Origin of the sequence: Priestia sp. TGN 0903 (assembly GCF_050846855.1) — a bacterium.
Lineage (GTDB): Bacteria > Bacillota > Bacilli > Bacillales > Bacillaceae_H > Priestia > Priestia zanthoxyli.
Map to the genome: position 1 here is coordinate 326,796 of NZ_JBOZGL010000004.1, position 18,772 is coordinate 345,567.

18 protein-coding genes are annotated in these 18,772 nt (G+C 37.3%); 1 reads left to right on the forward strand and 17 read right to left on the reverse strand.

Annotated elements, in window-relative coordinates; all coding sequences use genetic code 11:
* Window positions 1-25: 25 nt before the first annotated feature.
* From ACRPLY_RS16075 to ACRPLY_RS16140, 14 genes are all read right to left on the reverse strand, one after another.
* Window positions 26-2,470, reverse strand: a complete 2,445-nt coding sequence (locus ACRPLY_RS16075) for a sensor domain-containing protein (RefSeq protein ID WP_432232004.1) — start codon at window positions 2,468-2,470, stop codon at window positions 26-28.
* A gap of 526 nt (window positions 2,471-2,996) precedes the next feature.
* Window positions 2,997-3,935 carry an NAD(P)/FAD-dependent oxidoreductase gene (locus ACRPLY_RS16080; RefSeq protein ID WP_432232005.1) on the reverse strand — a complete coding sequence of 313 codons (939 nt, stop codon included), beginning with the start codon at window positions 3,933-3,935 and terminating at the stop codon, window positions 2,997-2,999.
* Between the two features lie 36 nt (window positions 3,936-3,971).
* A complete protein-coding gene (folE, locus tag ACRPLY_RS16085) occupies window positions 3,972-4,616 on the reverse strand; it encodes a GTP cyclohydrolase I FolE (RefSeq protein ID WP_014461227.1) in 645 nt (214 codons plus the stop codon).
* A 39-nt stretch (window positions 4,617-4,655) separates the two neighbouring features.
* Window positions 4,656-7,205 carry an EAL domain-containing protein gene (locus tag ACRPLY_RS16090; protein WP_432232006.1) on the reverse strand — a complete coding sequence of 850 codons (2,550 nt, stop codon included), beginning with the start codon at window positions 7,203-7,205 and terminating at the stop codon, window positions 4,656-4,658.
* A 327-nt stretch (window positions 7,206-7,532) separates the two neighbouring features.
* Window positions 7,533-7,892, reverse strand: a complete 360-nt coding sequence (locus ACRPLY_RS16095) for a helix-turn-helix domain-containing protein (protein ID WP_014461229.1) — start codon at window positions 7,890-7,892, stop codon at window positions 7,533-7,535.
* 154 nt (window positions 7,893-8,046) lie between these two features.
* Window positions 8,047-9,822 carry an ABC transporter ATP-binding protein gene (locus ACRPLY_RS16100; protein ID WP_432232007.1) on the reverse strand — a complete coding sequence of 592 codons (1,776 nt, stop codon included), beginning with the start codon at window positions 9,820-9,822 and terminating at the stop codon, window positions 8,047-8,049.
* A 93-nt stretch (window positions 9,823-9,915) separates the two neighbouring features.
* Window positions 9,916-11,088 (reverse strand): nucleotidyltransferase domain-containing protein, encoded by a 1,173-nt coding sequence (locus ACRPLY_RS16105; RefSeq protein ID WP_432232008.1) that lies wholly within the window; start codon window positions 11,086-11,088, stop codon window positions 9,916-9,918.
* A complete protein-coding gene (locus ACRPLY_RS16110; RefSeq protein WP_432232009.1) occupies window positions 11,085-11,564 on the reverse strand; it encodes a lasso peptide biosynthesis B2 protein in 480 nt (159 codons plus the stop codon). The genes ACRPLY_RS16105 and ACRPLY_RS16110 overlap by 4 nt, the downstream gene beginning before the upstream one ends.
* 43 nt (window positions 11,565-11,607) lie before the next feature.
* A complete protein-coding gene (locus ACRPLY_RS16115; protein WP_014461232.1) occupies window positions 11,608-11,907 on the reverse strand; it encodes a lasso peptide biosynthesis PqqD family chaperone in 300 nt (99 codons plus the stop codon).
* Entirely contained in the window at window positions 11,900-12,832 is a 933-nt protein-coding gene (locus ACRPLY_RS16120) for an HPr kinase/phosphorylase (protein WP_425205366.1), read from the reverse strand. The genes ACRPLY_RS16115 and ACRPLY_RS16120 overlap by 8 nt, the downstream gene beginning before the upstream one ends.
* 93 nt (window positions 12,833-12,925) lie before the next feature.
* Window positions 12,926-13,051, reverse strand: a complete 126-nt coding sequence (locus ACRPLY_RS16125) for a paeninodin family lasso peptide (protein WP_014461234.1) — start codon at window positions 13,049-13,051, stop codon at window positions 12,926-12,928.
* Between the two features lie 14 nt (window positions 13,052-13,065).
* Window positions 13,066-15,003 (reverse strand): asparagine synthase-related protein, encoded by a 1,938-nt coding sequence (locus ACRPLY_RS16130; RefSeq protein WP_432232010.1) that lies wholly within the window; start codon window positions 15,001-15,003, stop codon window positions 13,066-13,068.
* Between the two features lie 584 nt (window positions 15,004-15,587).
* Window positions 15,588-15,848, reverse strand: a complete 261-nt coding sequence (locus ACRPLY_RS16135) for a hypothetical protein (RefSeq protein WP_394542376.1) — start codon at window positions 15,846-15,848, stop codon at window positions 15,588-15,590.
* Window positions 15,845-16,063 (reverse strand): hypothetical protein, encoded by a 219-nt coding sequence (locus tag ACRPLY_RS16140; protein ID WP_028414310.1) that lies wholly within the window; start codon window positions 16,061-16,063, stop codon window positions 15,845-15,847. The genes ACRPLY_RS16135 and ACRPLY_RS16140 overlap by 4 nt, the downstream gene beginning before the upstream one ends.
* Before the next feature lie 301 nt (window positions 16,064-16,364).
* Between ACRPLY_RS16140 and ACRPLY_RS16145 the strand changes: the two genes are divergently transcribed.
* Window positions 16,365-17,357 carry a DUF3231 family protein gene (locus ACRPLY_RS16145; RefSeq protein ID WP_432232011.1) on the forward strand — a complete coding sequence of 331 codons (993 nt, stop codon included), beginning with the start codon at window positions 16,365-16,367 and terminating at the stop codon, window positions 17,355-17,357.
* A gap of 155 nt (window positions 17,358-17,512) precedes the next feature.
* On the opposite strand, the gene ACRPLY_RS16150 is transcribed toward ACRPLY_RS16145, so the two are convergent.
* The 3 genes from ACRPLY_RS16150 to ACRPLY_RS16160 form a co-directional block, all read right to left on the reverse strand.
* Window positions 17,513-18,151 (reverse strand): SdpI family protein, encoded by a 639-nt coding sequence (locus ACRPLY_RS16150; protein ID WP_432232012.1) that lies wholly within the window; start codon window positions 18,149-18,151, stop codon window positions 17,513-17,515.
* Entirely contained in the window at window positions 18,152-18,415 is a 264-nt protein-coding gene (locus tag ACRPLY_RS16155; protein WP_028407742.1) for an autorepressor SdpR family transcription factor, read from the reverse strand. It lies immediately after the preceding gene.
* 101 nt (window positions 18,416-18,516) lie between these two features.
* A complete protein-coding gene (locus ACRPLY_RS16160; protein ID WP_432232013.1) occupies window positions 18,517-18,690 on the reverse strand; it encodes a Fe3+ hydroxamate ABC transporter substrate-binding protein in 174 nt (57 codons plus the stop codon).
* Window positions 18,691-18,772: the final 82 nt, after the last annotated feature.

Genomic DNA, 18,772 nt, shown 5'->3' on the forward strand with positions numbered 1-18,772 from the left:
TGTCTCGACGGAGACATCACTTTTTTTATAGAAATCGCCTCTTTAAATATTCCGCGATTTTTTGAGGAGCAGCCGGCTGACTGACGATATAGCCTTGAATAAAGGAACATTCGTGCTTTTGTAAAAAGGCGAGCTGCTCTTTTGTTTCAACGCCTTCTGCAATTACTTTCATATTAAGAGCATGAGCTAAGTACAAAATGCTTTTTGTAATATCCTGCTGCTTTCCTTTATCAGTCGCGTGTTGAATAAACGTTTTATCGATTTTTAACGTGTTAAATTCAAAGTCTTTTAAATGTGATAACGAAGAAAAGCCGGTGCCAAAATCATCTAAAGCAAACGTTACACCAAATTTTTTTAATTCGTCCATGACTTTTTTCACGTGTTCTTCATACTGAATAATCGAGCTTTCCGTTACTTCAAATTCTATAAATGAAGGATCGATGTTGTAACGGGCTAGCGTTCGTTGAACGTGCTCTACGAATCCCCGTTTCAGCAAATGTTTAGACGAGACGTTAATCGACACAGGCACGGTTTGTAACCCTTGACTCCTCCACTGCTGCAGCTGCTTGCAGACACGCTCGATTACCCAGTCGCCGAGTTCAATAATTAAATGAGTTTCTTCCGCTAATGGAATAAAGTCTCCTGGTGATACGCGCCCCCATTCTGGATGATTCCAGCGAATTAACGCTTCAATACTATCAATCTCTCTGCTGTTTGTATGAACCTTTGGCTGATATTCAATAAAAAACTCATCTTGCAGAAGTGCATTGCGCAGTCCTTTTTCCAGATGATAGCTTTTATACGTCTCGCTGTCCATTAACGGAGAATAGAGCTGCCAGTCGCTTCGCCCCATTTCTTTTGCACGGCGCATAGCAAAGTTAGCATTCGTCAATAAGGTTTTCACATCTTCACCGTCATGCGGGTAAATACTGATTCCTATACTGGCTGTGACGTAGAGAGAAAAGTCGTCAACAGTAATTTCTTTTTCGATTTCTTGAAAAAGAGCAGCAGCTAGCTTTTGGCACTCATTTATATGTGCCAGAGATAAAAAACAAATCGCAAGCTCGTCTTCTCCTACTCTGGCTAGCATCACACGGGGCGTCACGAATTTTTTTAAACGACTGGCAATACACTGCAGCAAGCGATCGCCTACGTCATGGCCTAATGTATCGTTAATCTGTTTAAAACGATTCAGCCCTAGATGAAAGACCGCCAATGAACCTCTATCTTTTTTCATCTGTCGAATGAAGGTTTTTAATTCTCTTTCAAACTTTCTTCGATTCGGTAAGTTCGTCACATAATCATGAGTCGCAAGATATTCAATTTGATCCATATACTTTTTTTCTGCGGTGATATCTTCAATAATGCCATCTATGCGCACTAGCTTACCGTTCTCGTCAAGCGTCGGAATACATCGATCTTTTAGCCATTTCATCTCTCCCGCTTTTGTGTAGATCCGATACTGCTGGCGAATTGTTTTTCCTTTTTCTAATTGATACTGCGATTTTGCAACAGCTGGTTTATCTTCCGGGTGAATAAAGCTTTCCCATAGATCCCTGTTCCCAAAAAATCTAGCAGCGTCTTCTCCGTAAATGTTGCTAACCCCTTTTGAGCATACAATTGCTTTATTACTTTGCACATCAACGGACCATATTCCAGCGTCCAAATTATTATAAATTGTTTGAAACTGCTGTTCTTTTTGCTTTAATTTATTCGTAATCACTTTTGATTCTGTAATATCATGAACAACGCCAATCAGCTGTATAACGTTTCCTTGCTCGTCTGCTACTGCATCCGCTTGTTCAAACACCGTACGTTCTTCACCGCTCGGCCGCATCAGCACGTATTCAATTTTATAGCTGTCCCCGGTTGAAAGTGCCTCCATAACGGCTTTTTCTAACCTTTTTTGATCACAGTCATTAATAAATTGAAGAACGTCTTTAAAAGAAGGAGTAAAGAGCTGATTGGTGTTTAATCCGTAAATATTATACAGCTGAGGTGACCAATAGCTTTTATCTTCCGTCACATCGTAATACCAGCTTCCTACATTCGCAAGCTTTTGCTCCATTTTCAAATGTGTCTCTAATTGAGAAATGTGATTAGAGCGCTCTTGTTCTTTTGAATCATCTCGGCATACGGCATAGACACCCACTACTTGATCATTTACGACAATAGGGATAAGAGTAATATATAAGTGAAGTTCTTTTTTTATTTTGTGATTAATTGTCGTCGAAAACTGAACTTTTTCCCCTTTTAAAGCACGTTGAAAAAGATCTTGTGCCTGCTGTTGTTTCGATTTATGTATAAGAGCTGTCAGCTCCTGGCTTTTTTGTTTGTGTTCGTTTCCTGTTAGCTTGAAGGCTGCTTCGTTGCTAAACATGATATCTCCTTCACAGTTGATAAAAAAAATACCTTCACTGTATTCTTTTAAAAGCTGTGTATTCAAACGATCAAGATGTTTCATGATCATGATCGACTGCTCCTTCTCCGTGTTTTTATCTGGCAAGGTCTCATGCTGCCTCCTTTTATCTATTTCTTCTTTTATATCATTATAAGCTATATTTGAGATATGTTTTACTTTATTTTCCCCAAATGAGGAACATACAAGGAAAAGATAGCCAAAGGTATTTTTTAAGGCTTTTTTGTTTGGTAAAATAAAACATGTAAAGGAGGGATTATTTGACTTACAGTGCTAAAAAACATGATTTATTTTCTAGAGGCTCTTTTCAAACCGCTACTTTTCTACTTCTTTTCTCGCCTCTTTTTACTCGTTTGTTTCAGCAGAACGTCTGGGCGTATATAATGGTGGCTTGCATCATCGTTCTTTTTAATTTCATCACCGAGTGTATACTGGTAAAAAGAATCAGCGCTGCACCTAAAAACTACATTGCTTTTTTCCAAACGATTTGTCTGCCTATAAATATTCTTCTCTTGTGCCTTTATTATTACTGTACGTAAAAAAGCATCTATCAAGCTGATAGATGCTTTTTAATTTGTTAAGTCTCAGTTAATAGACTTGATATATGCTTGGCTACGATTGTTCCTTGGCCAGCTGAGGAGCTGATACTTGAAAACAAAGGAGTCGTACACGCATCTCCGATTGCATAAATAAATGGATTACTGCTTTGATGCACCTCGTCAGTAACGATAAGCCCATTTTGAGCCGTAGCTACTTTCCCTTTAATGAGCTCAACGTTAGGTGCTACGCCCAGCCTGATTAGGACCGCATCTACTAACAAGTTCTTACTCTTATAATACTCTTCGTTCTTGCTCTCTAAATCGATGGATGTAACATGACGATCCCCATGGATAGCTGTCACCTCTGTATCAGTCATGACTTTGATACCAGGGTTAGAAACAACTCTTTCAACATACTGCTCTCTTGCTTTAAAACGCGTAGAACGGTGAATAAGATATACTTCTCTTGCTTGTGATGATAAAAGATGTGCTCCTTCAAAAGCACGGTCTCCTCCCCCAATAATAGCAACTGTTTTACCTTTTAACCGTTCGCCGTCTGCTGAAGCAGAGTATACTTCTCCTCGGTCAATCATCTGTTGCTCACCGGGTACTCCCAGCTTTCGCTGACTAGAACCGGTAGCTAAAACGAGATACGTATAGCAGATTTCCTGTTCTTTAGCTTGCTTCTTAACTTTCACAGTTTTGGAACGTTCATCAATGAAAAGTACTTTTGTATTTACTTCATATAGGCAGTCCATCTCAACAAAGTGCTTCACCATTTCACGCTGCATTTCTATTCCGTTCTTTGTACGCATTCCAGGGTAGTCAATAATTTCATTAAAGATGTTAAACAGCTGACCTCCTAATTGTGACTGTTCTTCAAGAAGCAAACAGTCAATTCCAAGCCTCTTGCACCATATAGCAGCTGAAATGCCGGCCGGTCCTCCACCAATAATTAGTACATCAACGTGTCGCATAAAGCTTACCTCGCTTCTACTTCTCAGCTTCTATCACTACATTTGTCTCTGTAAAAGAGATAAAAATTCTCCTCGAACCTCTGGTTTTTCCATAAATGTGCCTCGAACGGATGAAGTGGCCGTAGAAGCTGAAGATTTTTTAATTCCTCTTCCGCACATGCACATATGCTTCGCTTCAATAATCACCATAACACCTTTCGGCTCTAACACTTCTTCGATTGCATCTGCAATCTCATTGGTTAGACGCTCTTGAACTTGAAATCTCTTTGCATATCCTTCTACCGTACGAGCGATTTTAGATAGACCTGTAATTTTTTTATCCGGTATATACCCCACGTGAGCAACGCCAAAGAACGGCGCAAAGTGATGTTCACACATTGAGTGAAATTCAATATCTCGTATGAGCACCAATTCATTGTGATTCACGTCAAAGGTTTTTTCTAAATGAGCTTTCGGATCTTCTCGGTAGCCTTCCGTGTATTCTAAAAATGCCTTTAACACGCGGTACGGCGTCTCTTCAAGACCGTCTCTTTCCGGATTGTCTCCGCATAAATCAATCAGTTCTTTCACCGCGTTCATAAATGTGTCAGCTTGATCTATTTTTTTATCTATTTCAGTTGAGTCTGTTCCTACTGTTTCTAAAAATTTTTGAGCAATTAAATTTTGTGTACTAAGTGCCATGTTTCTATTTCCTCTTTCCTGTTTAATTAATTTTCTATCTCAATCGATACTTTGATTATCGCCTCTACAAAAAAATGATTCAAAGCCTTCTGCGCATAGCGGTCGACTAAATAAGTATCCTTGCATATGCACACAGCCATTTTTAAGTAGAAAATCTTTTTGGTAGTCTAGCTCGACGCCTTCTGCAATTACATTTAAATTTAAGCTTTCAGATAAGCTGATAATTGCTTGTATAATCTTACGGTTGCTGTCATCTTCGTTCATATCCATAATAAAAGATCGATCGATTTTCAAACAATTTATAGGTAAATTTTTCAAATAACTCAACGAAGAGTAACCTGTACCAAAATCGTCGATAGAAATTGATATACCATATTCTTTTAGTTCATGTAAAGCTTTAATTGTTTCCTGAGTGTTAATAAGCAGTGTGCTTTCAGTGATTTCCATTTCAAAGCTTCCTGGGTTAAGGTTATACAAGGAGAGAGCCCCCTTAACCTCATGAACTAGTAAAGAAGAGTCCTGAAACTGGCGTGGTGAAAAGTTCATTGCCAATGTTAATTCTTGATTGAACATTTTATTCCACTTGCTGATTTGACAGCAGGCTATGTTCATCACACTTCCCCATAAGGAATGAATCAAACCCGCCTCTTCCGCTATACCAATAAATACCTCAGGCGAAACAAACCCAAGCTCTTCATCATGCCAGCGAACAAGAGCCTCTACTCCTGTTACCGTATTATGTCTAGCATCTACTTTCGGCTGGTAGTATACCTCAATTGTTTCTTTTTGAATAGCTTTACGCAAACGTTTTTCAATTTGCATTTTTTCAGTTTGTTCTTTATTTAATAGCTGATGGTAGGTCACGACTTTGTTCCCACCTTGTCTTTTAGCAGCATACATCGCCATGTCAGCATACGTAATGAGTGTATCCAGATTTTCAGAATGCTCCGGATAAAAACTTAAACCGCTGCTTATACTTACAACTATTTCATCACTTTCGATATAGCAAGGCTGCTGAACATCTAAAATAATTTTCCTGGCCAGCTTTTCGACCTCTACAGGTGGAAAATCACTGAATAAAACTACAAATTCATCTCCCCCCTGCCTTGTCAAAAAGCTATTGTATGGAGGCAGGCAAGCTTTAATTCTATTCGCTACAAGCTGTATCAGCTGGTCGCCTTTTGAATGCCCCAACGTATCATTAATGTCTTTAAACCGGTCTATATCCATAAACAGTACAGCTACATGTTTAATTGATTTTTGCTCAGATTCCATTAAACGCTTATTAAGCTCTTCTTTAAAATATCTTCTATTAGGCAGTCCTGTTAAAAAATCGTGATACGCATGAAATTCACTTTCTTCTTGACTGCTTTTCAAATCATCCAAATACGTTTTCAAGAAATGTGATAAATGATTAATATTTTCGATAAGACCTCCCAGTTCATCCCTTCTTCTTACAGTCGATAGTTCACCGAAATTCCCTTTTGCAATATAATTCACGTGCTCCACCAAATTTTTAATAGGGCGTGTAATAGACGTAGAAAAGATAATGCTGACGATCAGTACAAGGGTGATAAAAGGCAGAGATAAAAGCAGATGCTTCACTAATTCATCATGAAGCTCTGTTTCAATCAAATCATAATTATAGACAACCCCTATGACGTAGGAAGCAGATTTTTCTTCCTTGATTGGTACAAATGTTTTCAGTACTTTTTTCTTGTTGATTTCTGAAATATAGCTTTGCGACATTCCTGTTTTCAAGGCATTTTTAATAAATGTTTTATCGCGATTCGTATTTTGATATGTATATGTTCCATACCAAATTGGCTGATCTTTCATTTTCACGTATCTATTTCCATTCAAATAGACGCTTTGATTTTGTTTCCCAAAATTATTGGGATTAAACACTGTTAATTCAAGAACACCATCTAAACTCTTCGTAAAGCGATTCATAACATTAGTAGGGCCAAACTGCTTTTCAATATCTATTACATTCTTATCACGAAAATATGGGTTAATAATATAGTTAGTCGAACCATCATAATAATATCCCCATTTATCAACATGCTTTGGATTACTAGAAGCTACTTCAATTGGACCGCTCCAAAAGTTGGGCAGAGCCATACCTTTTTTTGTAGTGACCGGTCTATTAGCCAGAAGCTCTTGAAAAGACGTGTACCAATACCCCCATTCTTTAGTAGACATATTAATTTCTTTTGAGTCTGACGACCTCACACCAATAATGTCATCTCCGCTAGGAGCTAATAATGTAATATGAGATACCCTGAGCTGCTTTGCTAACTCCTTAAGCTGCTCATTACTTATATCCTGATATTTAGAAGGCAGAGAACGCTGTATAGCAATTGAAGCTGTTCTTAATTCCTGTGCCATTCTATTTTCCATATACAAAGCGCTATTTTTAGAGTTTTCTACCTCGTATGCAATTTCTTCCGTTACAAGAGTAATTTCTTTTTGATTAAAATCTATTAATCTATTTTTAGATCTAATGTAATGCAAAGTGTTATTCGCCAGTAAAATACACAACACTAGCAAAGTAAAGAACAGCGATATTTTTTTCTTTATAGACACAAGTGCTGGCCTCCCATTGGTACCAAAACGCTCTTATATTTTTAAATATATAATAAATTTCTTTGTGTAGCGGTGTATTTATTTTAATTTTCACAAAATAATCAACTCATGCAAAAAACCAACCGATGGGGTTGGTTACTCTCAAAAAACATATGTAAAATAATTCAATATAAAAACTTTTATTTACACAGATAGAATAATTTTATATTCTTATAATATTCTATCTGTTTTTTCAAAAATATCAATGGATAAAATTTGTCTTTTTCGTAAGATCAACTTTCTTTTAAGCTACGAAGGTATCGTGACACTATCTTCTTTTTAACACACTTATATTAAATTACCTAAGTCACTTAAAGGAACTTTTTCTCTTTTCCAGACGACGATATCAATAGAATCTCTTAGTTCCTTAAGCTGTAAGCTGTCTAAAGTACTGATATGGCTTTTTATACAGCTGAAAGAATCATCCATACTCTCAGAACCCAGCTCTTTTATTTCCCAGCTTAAAAGAACAGCGGGGTGCACTTTAAGGGCCTGAGCCAGCTTTTCAACTACATCAATTGTTGGATTAATACAAATATCACGTTCGATATTGCTTAAGTAAGATTTAGCAATGTCAGCACGTTCGGCAAGCTGTGAAAGCGACAGCTTTTTTTGCATTCTTATTTCTTTTACACGACGACCAATCATTATTATTAAGCACTCTCCTTATTAAAATGTAGATTTAGCTTAAGGAACACCGTTAATAGTTATAAGTGAAATTTTTAATAATATTGCGCCTTTATTTTATTGTGAGTTAAACATCAAATAGATTATGCTGATAAATTAAGAGCGCTTACCTTTATTAAACAGTTTGAAATTGTCCTTCTAATAATTTATGAAACGCGCCTTCTTCAAAGGCCAGCTGATTAAAGCTCCCTTTTTGAATCACTTTTCCTTCTTCCAACACAAGAACCTGATCCGCAGCTTGTATAGTGGACAGCCTGTGAGCTACAACAACAATCGTTACTTTCCCTTTTAACCGGTCAATTGACTCTTTAATTTTATTCTCATTATTAGTATCTAAGGCGCTCGTAGCCTCATCTAAAATGAGAAGAGCTGGTTTTTTTAGAATTGCTCTTGCCAAAACAAGCCTTTGACGTTCTCCGCCCGATATCTTCATTCCTCTATCTCCGATAACAGTATCTAGACCCTGAGGCAAATTTCTTACAAACTGATCTGCCATCGCAAATTCTAATGCTTCCCATAATTCTCTTTCACTAGCTTGTGCATTCACCGTCAGTAAATTCTCTCTTACGGTAGTGTTAAATAAGAACGAGTCTTGAGGTACATAGCTGATGGCTTGTCTTAAAGACAGTAGGAGTTCATCTTTAAGCGGGTGACCATTTACAAGCACCTCGCCTCTTTCAGGAGAGTTCAGTCCCATTAATAAGTCAATAAGCGTACTTTTTCCAGCTCCAGAAGGACCTACAATAGCGGTCATTTGGTTAGGAAGAATAGTCAAGTTAATATCTTTTAACGTATAACTGTCTTTTTTGTAGCGGAAATAAACGTCTTTACACTCTATTTGCGTCTCTGTAATTGGCGAAAGCGCGTCTGCTTGCTTGAATTCTTGTTCTTTAGAGCAGTCCTCTATGAGCTTCTTAACAGCCTGACAAGCGGGAAGAGTAGCTGCTATTTGTTCGAAATTTGATTGAATCGCAATAAATCTCGGCCATAACCGAGAAAAGATAAGAATAATTAACAAAAGCTGCTCGCCTTGAGCATGAAAAGCTTTTACAGATATAAATATAAATACTGCAACGAGAAGAGCCGCACTCACTTTATATACTAGCTGAGAGCTTGACTTAAGTTTTACATATTCAATTTGTTCTGCATTCATTCTTGAGGTTAAAGAACGCAGCCAATCAATATAGCTGTATTCCAATTTATTACTCTTAATATCTTTAATGCCACTAAGCTGATCTGTGATTCCAGCCATGTAGTCTTCCCCTAATTGAGAGGTTCTCCGTCCTAAGTGTCTAGATTTTTGTACGAACTTTCTTGAAAGATACCCTAGTATCAAACCAAACAGCACGATAAAAAGAGTCATTTTGACAGACAGCCACAGGGCAATAGCTAATTGTATAATCATAAAAATAGTATTAGACAGCAGCTGAAGAGCAAAATTAATACCGCCTATCACACGTGCCAGCTCCGAAGTTAATAGATTAATAAGCGTTGACTTTCGTTTTTTTAAAAATAACGCCCACTTCGAGTGCAGCAGCAAGCTGTAAATTTCAATTCTTAAGTCTCTGCTGAATTTTTCTCTAATCTTAACATCTCGAATAGCTAAGCTTCTCTGCAGGAGATTCTGCCCAATAATAATTACTACATACATGCACAAGATTAACGGTAAATACAAAGACGGCGGCAATGCGGTAAGGAAATTAAACAGCTGACTGAGCTTGCTAGACGCAGTATTTGCTTCTATTACCCCACCAATGCTTAACAACGGGATAATCAGCAAGATGCCGAATCCCTCCATTAAACTAGCAATGGCCATACCAAAAACATTAAAATATATAATTTTCCCTGCTGAAGAATGCAATTTCTTAATATAATACAGTAACGGTTCCAATATACGTTCTTCTGCCTCCTATCAGTTTGACCTATAAAATATCTATCCCACCCGCGCTTAATTCACATATGCTAACCATTTTGCAAGAAAACTTTAAAATAACACTGGCTTCTTTAGTTTTCTCCACGACCACAAAATTGGTCTTAGTAAGAAATATAAAAAATACAAACTTTTCGGCAGCCTAAAGGTTCGTTCATCTAGAGGGTTGGGATAAAATGAAATAATGAAAAATTTACATTTTTGTCGTTTGGTTTTTATCGAGAATAAATAGTTTTTATAGGACTTTTCTAGATTTTTCGGCTGAGGATGCAGATGTAATTGAACCATTTCCTTTATATAAGGAATTGCTTTTTCCGCTAATTGATTAGCTCTCTTTGTATTTACAATATGCTGAAGCTCTTCATGTATCGGCGTTTGAAAAAACAGAGTAGCTAATTGAAAAGCCTGCCCTACTAAGTGCTTCTGCTGGTGCTTAATTGCCAATTCATTAAAATGTACATAGTTGATATTTTTGTTTCTTACCATTTGATCGATATCTTTTAACCAACGCAGACGAAACCATCCATGACGAGCACCATGAGAAATTAAATACAGCAGCAAATCCTCTGTACCCATAAAAGATATAGGGTGCTTGGTTAATTGACTTTCTCTTTTTCCGTTCCACAGTTCTTCAAACCTCGTTCTTTTCATTGAACGAGGGTGCAGCCGCCAATGAACTTCAACCTGAATCTTTTTTTCTGGATGATAATAGGCAATGTGGTGATGGCGCCATTTTATTTCATTTAATACAGTTGGTATTTCTTCCTTTTCATAGCCTAGACTGAGAAGAATATTTTCTGCTTTTTCCAGTTTTTCCTCTCTCACTAAAATATCCAGATCTTTGGACATTCGAAGAGAAATATCTCCAAAAAGATCATTCGCAATCGGGGGCCCTTTTAAAAACAAAGTTTCAATATTATTTTCGTTAAAAACCTTATCTAAGGTTTCCATTTCTCCAGTTAGCTGAAGCATCTTAAAGGTATTTTTTTTATATTCTTGAAACAGCACTTCTATCACATGTGGTGGAACAGCATCCGACTTATCTTTTAACCTTATATAAATTAACGGACAAACTCGATGATGCTTTACTAGCTCAAGAAAATGATTCCAATCAAGCTCTTTTAAGGGTATGATTTCTTCAGATGTGTTCTCTTCTCTTAACAGCGTCAATAAAAAATGAAGCTCTTTGGACTGACTTGTATCAATTATTGGTTGTTTGTCTATCATCGTTTTTCCTTTCGATTTCCTTTATTATTCAAGGTTTTAGAGAAGTTCCCTACGACTGTAAACCTTTCCATTCCCTCTGATCCTGTTACGTATGTTGAGCCGCTTCGCAGCCAGGCATGTGCAATAAAATTCCCGTTTTCATCTTTTCCTGTACCTAAATACAGCGTACTTTCAATACAGCGCCTTTCTAGCATCTTCATACCTGCGAAGGCTTTCACGAGGCACTGGCTTTCCCAAAAAGTATATCTACTCATTTGATAGATAGCTGTTGAAATATGCTTTAACGTTTTAGTTTCATAGCTATCTTCATCCATGCTGCTCTCTTTCATATGCTCACCTAACATAGGTGTAACCTTTGAAAATGGCAATGCTTTAAGGATTCTTCCGTAAGCAAGATAATAAAATGCTTCTAATAACAAAAGCTTTTGACTGGTATCTAAGCATAAAAAATGTTTAGCTTTTTTTATCAATTTCATCACAGCTACTCCAATATTATTCATATAAAATACACATAAAAATTTAGCCTTCCACAACCAGCTCAATCAAATTTTCTTGATACATGTTCTCTAAAAATGAAATAACTTCTTCTTCACATTTATCCGTTTGAACATCGTACTTTTTTACAATATGATTCACTAATTCGTTTACTTGTGTGGGTTTACTAATGCTTTCCCAGATGTCTCCTCCAATTTCACCTAGGTTGTAGTACTTACCGTTTTCAATATTTAGCATAACTTTCTCATTTCCCATATCACTTACGATATTTCCCTCACTCTGTGTTACAACATGCTTAGGTAGAATCTGCTCTGATTTAATCAATTAAATTCCCTTCTTTCACTATATTTAGTATTTTGGAGACCGACTCATACGGGGTAAAGTTCGAAGAAGATCGCGTTACTTGAAACGTATTTACGCTTTTAAGAATCTCTGAAGAATAAATAAAATGCCACTCCTTTAACCCTAGCCTCTGCAAAAGTGAACCTCGAAACGTATGGTGAAGTAAAATCCGAAAGCTTTCTAATCCATTTGTTTGACGAATTTCTACAGATTCCCCGCTCCCTTTTACAAGCTCAAAGATGCCAGCTAAAGGAATTGGTTGATTATAAAAACTGTCTTTTACGGGCACTGAATATTTTGTTTCTCTTTCAAACAAAGGATTATATTTTCTGGAATCAATCCCGAACTCGTTTAAGCTTTCTTCCCACAGCTTTTGCTGAGGATATGTTGGTTGAACCATCGGAATACGCTCATCTGAAAACGTAAGAGGAATGACATCATCGCTTATAAGCTTATATCCTTTCTGAATAAAAGCTGACGCCAAGGTAGACTTTCCGGCTCCAGAATTGCCAACGATAGCATAAGCTCTTCCATCTATAGCTATTGCACTGCCGTGGAGAGGCAAAGTTTGCTGCTGCATTAAAATGACTCCCATACAAGTTCCCAGTATATATAGCCTCGCCTTAGCTTCATCAAAGTCATTAAGGGGTGCTACTACAATTTCTTTTCCGTTCTTTATAGAAAAAATAGCTAGACTGGGAACTTCAAAGGCTACGTAATGACTTCGGACCGTGAAGCCGTTTTTTTGATCTAATTCAATTTTGTCTATTGATAAGTCTGAAAGTTTAATAGAAACGTCTATATGATCACCTGGAAAAACTGGACGATTTAATTCTGGCAAAGACAGCTCACTCAAAATATTTAGCCCAAAAGCATCGTAAGTATATTTTTTTTTGATACTAATCATTAATTTCACTCCAGATGTTATTAATTTTTTGAAAAGCCCTCATACAACTCAGTGTGTATAAGGGCAATTGTTGTCTATAATCATTTATTCAAATTAGCTGTAGTGAACTGTTTCGTCTGGATCTGGCTGTACCGCATCAGGAATACTAGTTCCTGGACCGGCCATCGTCATATTTACATCAAGTACTTCTAGTACTGGCTTCTTCCACTCTTTTTTCATAGTTTCACCCCCCTTCAAAGAAATTTATTTATAAATCGATATACTATTAAGCTTCGCATTAACAGCTTAAAGTCAGTGCTGAATACAGATTCCGGCTTAGGATTGTCCCTTAAATTTGCCAAAGCGGCCTTTATTAAGTTCATATCAAAATATTCAGCTATAAAATCAGAGTTTATTACCTTTTCCATTTCATTTATAAACAAATTCCATTCTGGTATCATACGCTGAATGCCATCGGCTCCTTGTAAGCCCCTTGTTCTTTGATTAAGCCTTATATCGTCGGGAAGAACATTCTTAGTTGCTCTTCTAATCAGAGATCTATCTTGACCATTTTGAACAAACTGCGTTTCAGGAACTGATAAACAAAAACGAATAACTCTTAAATCGTTTGTCGGATCACGATCCCATAAAGAATGATATAAAGAAAGCTTCGTCGTATATGTACCGTTAATACTCCAGTAATATGGCTGTAAAAACTGTGTTTTCTTTATTTCATAAGCGCTTTTAGTAAGTAAGCCATCCGTATTGATGTCATGTTCTTTTAGTCTGGCATATACATCAAATCTCTGTGCAAAATCAGGATTAATGATAGGTGGATATGGTATACCCTGCCCTGATGAGATGAGCGAATGCAACCTTGGAAAAGCTTTTTTCGCTACTACTGGAAGAACACGAGATCTTCCTACTCCTAAATTCCTGCTATACAAACGTAGCTCTCGCAAGAATTTAGCTAGATTTCCCTTCTTTAAAAGCTGTGCCTGATAATCTAGCGCTGGCCCCCAGGAAATTGTCCAATTCCCCCTCTGCCCATTTAGCAAAACTCCTACTCCTTTTTTAGAGGCTTGTTCATAAATACCTTTAAGCCAAAAGCTGTTTTCAAAGAACTTGTAAGGTGTTTCTAATATTTCAAGCCATTCATCAATTTCGGAAAAAGGACTTTTTTCTTCAAAATCAAAGTAATTATCTTCTATATTACCTATGTAATTAACCGTTGATTTAATAAAGGGCTTTTCATTTGCCACTCTGCTTTTAGGTGACCAGTCTTCAAATTCATTTATTGGGATATAGCTAAATGTATGTAATTTTTTATTTTCTTTATAAAGAGATTTAGAGGCAAAACCAGCTACTGATCCTGAATCTAATCCTCCGCTCAAGTGAGCGCCGACCTGTAATCGGGTTCTTAGCTTAGAATCTACAGCTTGCTGAAACACTTCGCGAAATGCTTCTTCGTACTCTTTGTTTGACTTTAGCTTTAGTTTCTTCTCCTCTTGCACTATACAATACCTTTTTACTTCAAGCCGATTATGACAAATGCTTATTGAATGGGACGGCGGTATTTGTTGAATTTCTTTATAGACAGTTGAAGCAACATCCGTTGACTCAAATGTTATTGGAATGGCTAAAAATTCTGCAAGCCACTCTTCATTTAAAGATTTCTTTATATAAGGTAGCGAAAATAACGGATTAATAGCGGTGCAAAAAGCCATGGTTGTAGCATTTTTGAAAAAATATAGAGTACGGTTTCCTGAAAAATCCCTTGCTCCAAATAACTTTTGCTGTTTCTCATCCCAAATGACAAAAGCAAAGTCTCCCACTAGAAATTTTGGGGCTTCTTCTCCCCATTTATGATACGCAAGCAAAATCAATTCACTATCTGTAATTTTCGTTTTATAGATATCCTTGATTTGCAACTGATCTACCAACTCTTCACGATTATCAATAATCGCATCTGCGGTAATAGCTAATTGCTTCTCGTAGTCATAATAAGGTAATTTTTCTCCAACAGATTCTGACGTAATCCATTGAGTATGGCTCAAAAGTGCAACACTTTCTTTTTTCCATACCTGTATGTCATCAGCTGGATATTTGGATAAAGCTTGAAGAACGTTAGCTACCTCTTCATGAGATACCGGATTGTTATTGAAATGGTAAATTCCAGCTATTGCACTCATATTTTCTCCTCTCACGACTTCCTTGTTCTTTATTAAGAACAAGGATAACCACTACACCCTGTTATTTGTCATATATATCTAATCAAACTTTGTTTTTAATTCTTTTTTACTAAATAATCACCAAGTAATGACTATTATAGAGAACAAATGACAAAAAGTAAACCTCAATAAAGAACATTTTTCGATAAATATCCACTGTTTAGTGCATAAGTCGCGTTTCGCTATATAGTGACCTTAATTAAGAACACCTAAATTTTACATTTATTTACTATTGAGTAATCAGCGAGCCCTTGTACTAGTTCCTCAATAATAAGCTGTTTGCCTATAGAATAATTTAAAACACATTTATCCTCACTATGCTTATCTGTTTTTCGTAGATAAGTATTCTTTTTACAAATAGAAGAGAAGCCAATTGAACGCATAAATCAAGCGTTCAATTGGCTTCTCCTGACATAACGAGTCTATGCGCACAGTATCAGCAGGATACGCTGACGGTTTGTGTAGCGAAACACGTTCTGACCACGGTGATGGATGGGGAGGATTCAGTCACTGTTTGCTATTTCGCTTTACTTGCTTTCCCTATGCTACTTCTTAAACTTCTTCAAAATTCGGTGATACCAATAGATTCCGACTCCCGTTAACAAAATAATGATTCCCCACTGATGCGGTAAAAACTTCAGCAGCCATATGGACATGATAATAGTCGCTACCGTTAAGTTACTCAGCCACTGCTCCCGGCTGAGCTTTTTCTTATTTACTACCACTGCTATATAACCGATGGGTGGTGCAAAAAAGCACAGCAGCAGCAGAAATTTTTCTGAACGGTGCCAAGGCTGTTTTTTCATTTTTTCTCACTTTTTCTATTTAAAATGAACTGATAGCCAAACGTCACAATCATCCCTGTCCAAAACATCGAAAATGACGACACTAACTCGGCGCCATTATAGGTATACATTATTACGTTCACAAACAGCAGCAATAAAAGGATATAAAAACCTGCCGACACAGCTTTATTCCAATTTTGATGCTCCCGCTTAGACGCATCCTTAAAAAATTTCATCAAAACTCTCCTTTTACACCTTATCCATTTAACGAGTCTATATTTATGCTAGCACATTGGGTGGTTTTGGAAAATAGATAAAGGAAACTCTTCGCGTATAGAGTGGAGAGAATTTTTATTGAGAGTTCTTATCTATACTAATAGACCGGAAAAGTGATTGTACTTTAGACGTCTCCCCTAACCATTATTTCCTTTCTTTTCTCTAATGCACTTGTGGAATAATTTAACACACCCTTGTCCACACTATGCTTATCTGTTTTTTATAAATACGTACCATTTTTATAGATAGGAGGAAAGCCAATTGAACGCAGAAAGCAAGCGTTTGACTTCGCCTGAAATAACGAGTCTATGCACGCAGTATCAGCAGGATACGCTGGCGGTTTGTGTAGCGAAACACGTTCTTGCAACGGTAACGGATGCAGAGATTCGGTCGCTGTTTGCCTTTTCGCTAGAGTTATCCAAAAAGCATATTAAGCTGCTGACTGCTATTTTTCATGCTGAACATTTTCCGCTGCCAAAAGGTTTTACAGATGAAGATGTGGACTTGCACGCACCTCCGCTTTTTACAGACTCGTTTTGGCTGAAATATCTTCATGACATGACGATTCATGGCTTGGCAGGATACGGCATTTCATTTAGCGTGTCCGTTCGCCGAGATCTTCGAGATTATTATCATCAGTGTAATTTGGACGTGATGGAAGTATATAATCGGTCGCTCGACCTGCTTTTAGCAAAAAATCTTTATGTGCCGGCTCCTTATTTTTTAAATCCGAAACAACAAGAGCCGATCACAGATTTGACTTACGCTCTTGATTTTGTCGGCAAGCAGCGCCTTTTAAACGCAACGGAAGCCGGGAATATTTATTTTAATTTACGAAAAAGCATGGCAACCAAAGCGCTTTTGATTGCCTTCAAACAAGTGAGCAAACGAAAAGACGTGCGGAAAGTAATGGAGACGGGGCTTGATGTGGCACACAAGCATATTGAGCTTTATTCTTCCATTATGCACGAAGAAAACCTTCATACCCCTCCGCTTTTGGATAATGAAATCACAACGTCTACGCACGCGCCATTTTCAGAAAAGCTGATGACGTTTCACGCAGGAGCAATGTTTAAAGTAGCCATTACCTATTACGCAACGGCAATGACTACCAGCATGAGGCTTGATATTGTCGGGCACTGTGAAGCGTGTATCTTAAGAGATTTAAAAGTAGCGGGGCGCTGCAGCGAAGTGATGATTAAAAACGGGTGGATTGAAAAGCCGCCTGAAGCAAGCGATCGTAAGCAAATGTAAGTTTTTTCATAACAACTCTTGACCTGAAACGCGTTTCATACTTTATGCTATATTTATTCTCATCAGCCGGCGTGACACGAACGGTGGCGTTACGGCTGATATGTTATGTTATCCATAAAAAAAATCCGGTGTGTTCACCGGATTTTTTTGTATGCTTACATATTCATTTCTTTTTTATACGCCAAGTACGAATACAGATAAGGAATCGCCACGCACAGAACGATACTACCCCACATGATAACTGACTTGTATCCATCAGGTAAAAAAGCGCTAATAAGAATTAGCATTCCGCCTATAAAAAAGATCTTTCCGGATAACCGGTGCGTCTTTTTCCATACGTTTTCATTGCTCAATGTCCACGGTGTACGAATCCCCATAAAATAGTTAGAGCGCACGCGCTGCAAGTAGTTTCCGATAATGATAAAAACGAGTCCAGCCATAATCGGAGCAATGTACGACATCGGCACGTTATAGCCAAGCCCCTGTAAAATAGTGCTCATATTTACAAAAAAGAATAATAGCAGTACGGCGTTTAACAGGATATTATACGTTTTTGAAAAGTACTTATAATTTTCTTTACGCGGGTCAATTCGCGGAACAAATGCGATGACAAAATAAATAAGTACCATGATTCCTACTGTTAAAATCATTGCATTTATCTTTGTGGCAAATCCGTCTGCTTCTCCATTTGCTCCCCAGTGAATGGGCATTGTAGCTGGAAGATGCGGCAGTGCAATCAGCCATGCAAGTAGTGTGAAAAGGGTAATGCCTAAAGGAAATACGTGTTTTTTCATTTACTTTTCTCCTTTCTGAAAGCTGAAAAACCAGCCGATTAAATCTTGAAAAACGGTTGTATTTAACGAATAAATCACAAACTGCCCTCTTTTTTCATCTTGAACGAGGTCCGCTTGCTTCAAGATTTTTAAATGATTTGAGATGCTTGGTTTGGTCATGTTAAAATACTCGGAAATTTCTCCTGCGGTTAAGTCCCGCTCTTTTAGCAGCTCTAAAATCTTCCTGCGAGTAGGATCCGCTAAAGCTTTAAACGTTTCATTCAATTAAAGTTCATCTCCATCACATTTAAGTATTTAGATAATTATCTAAATATTAAACTATAAAGTATACTATGTCAATATGTTGAAAAGAGTACGACTTTGACTCATTTTTTTGTTTTTTCAAAGCAGTCCATGCATACAAACTGCGCCTCTTGATGTAAAAAAGCTTTGATTTCGGTCATTCCTCTTTTACTCGGATACTTCATTCGCATCCATACCTCTTCATTCGGCTGAATTTTTTTCTGACAAACGTAACATCGCTCTTTTATTCCAAACATATTATCCCTCCATTTCTTTATCTAACTATACGTTTGACTAGACAAAAGGTTTCATAAAAAAGAGGCTGGGACGTAACCAAAT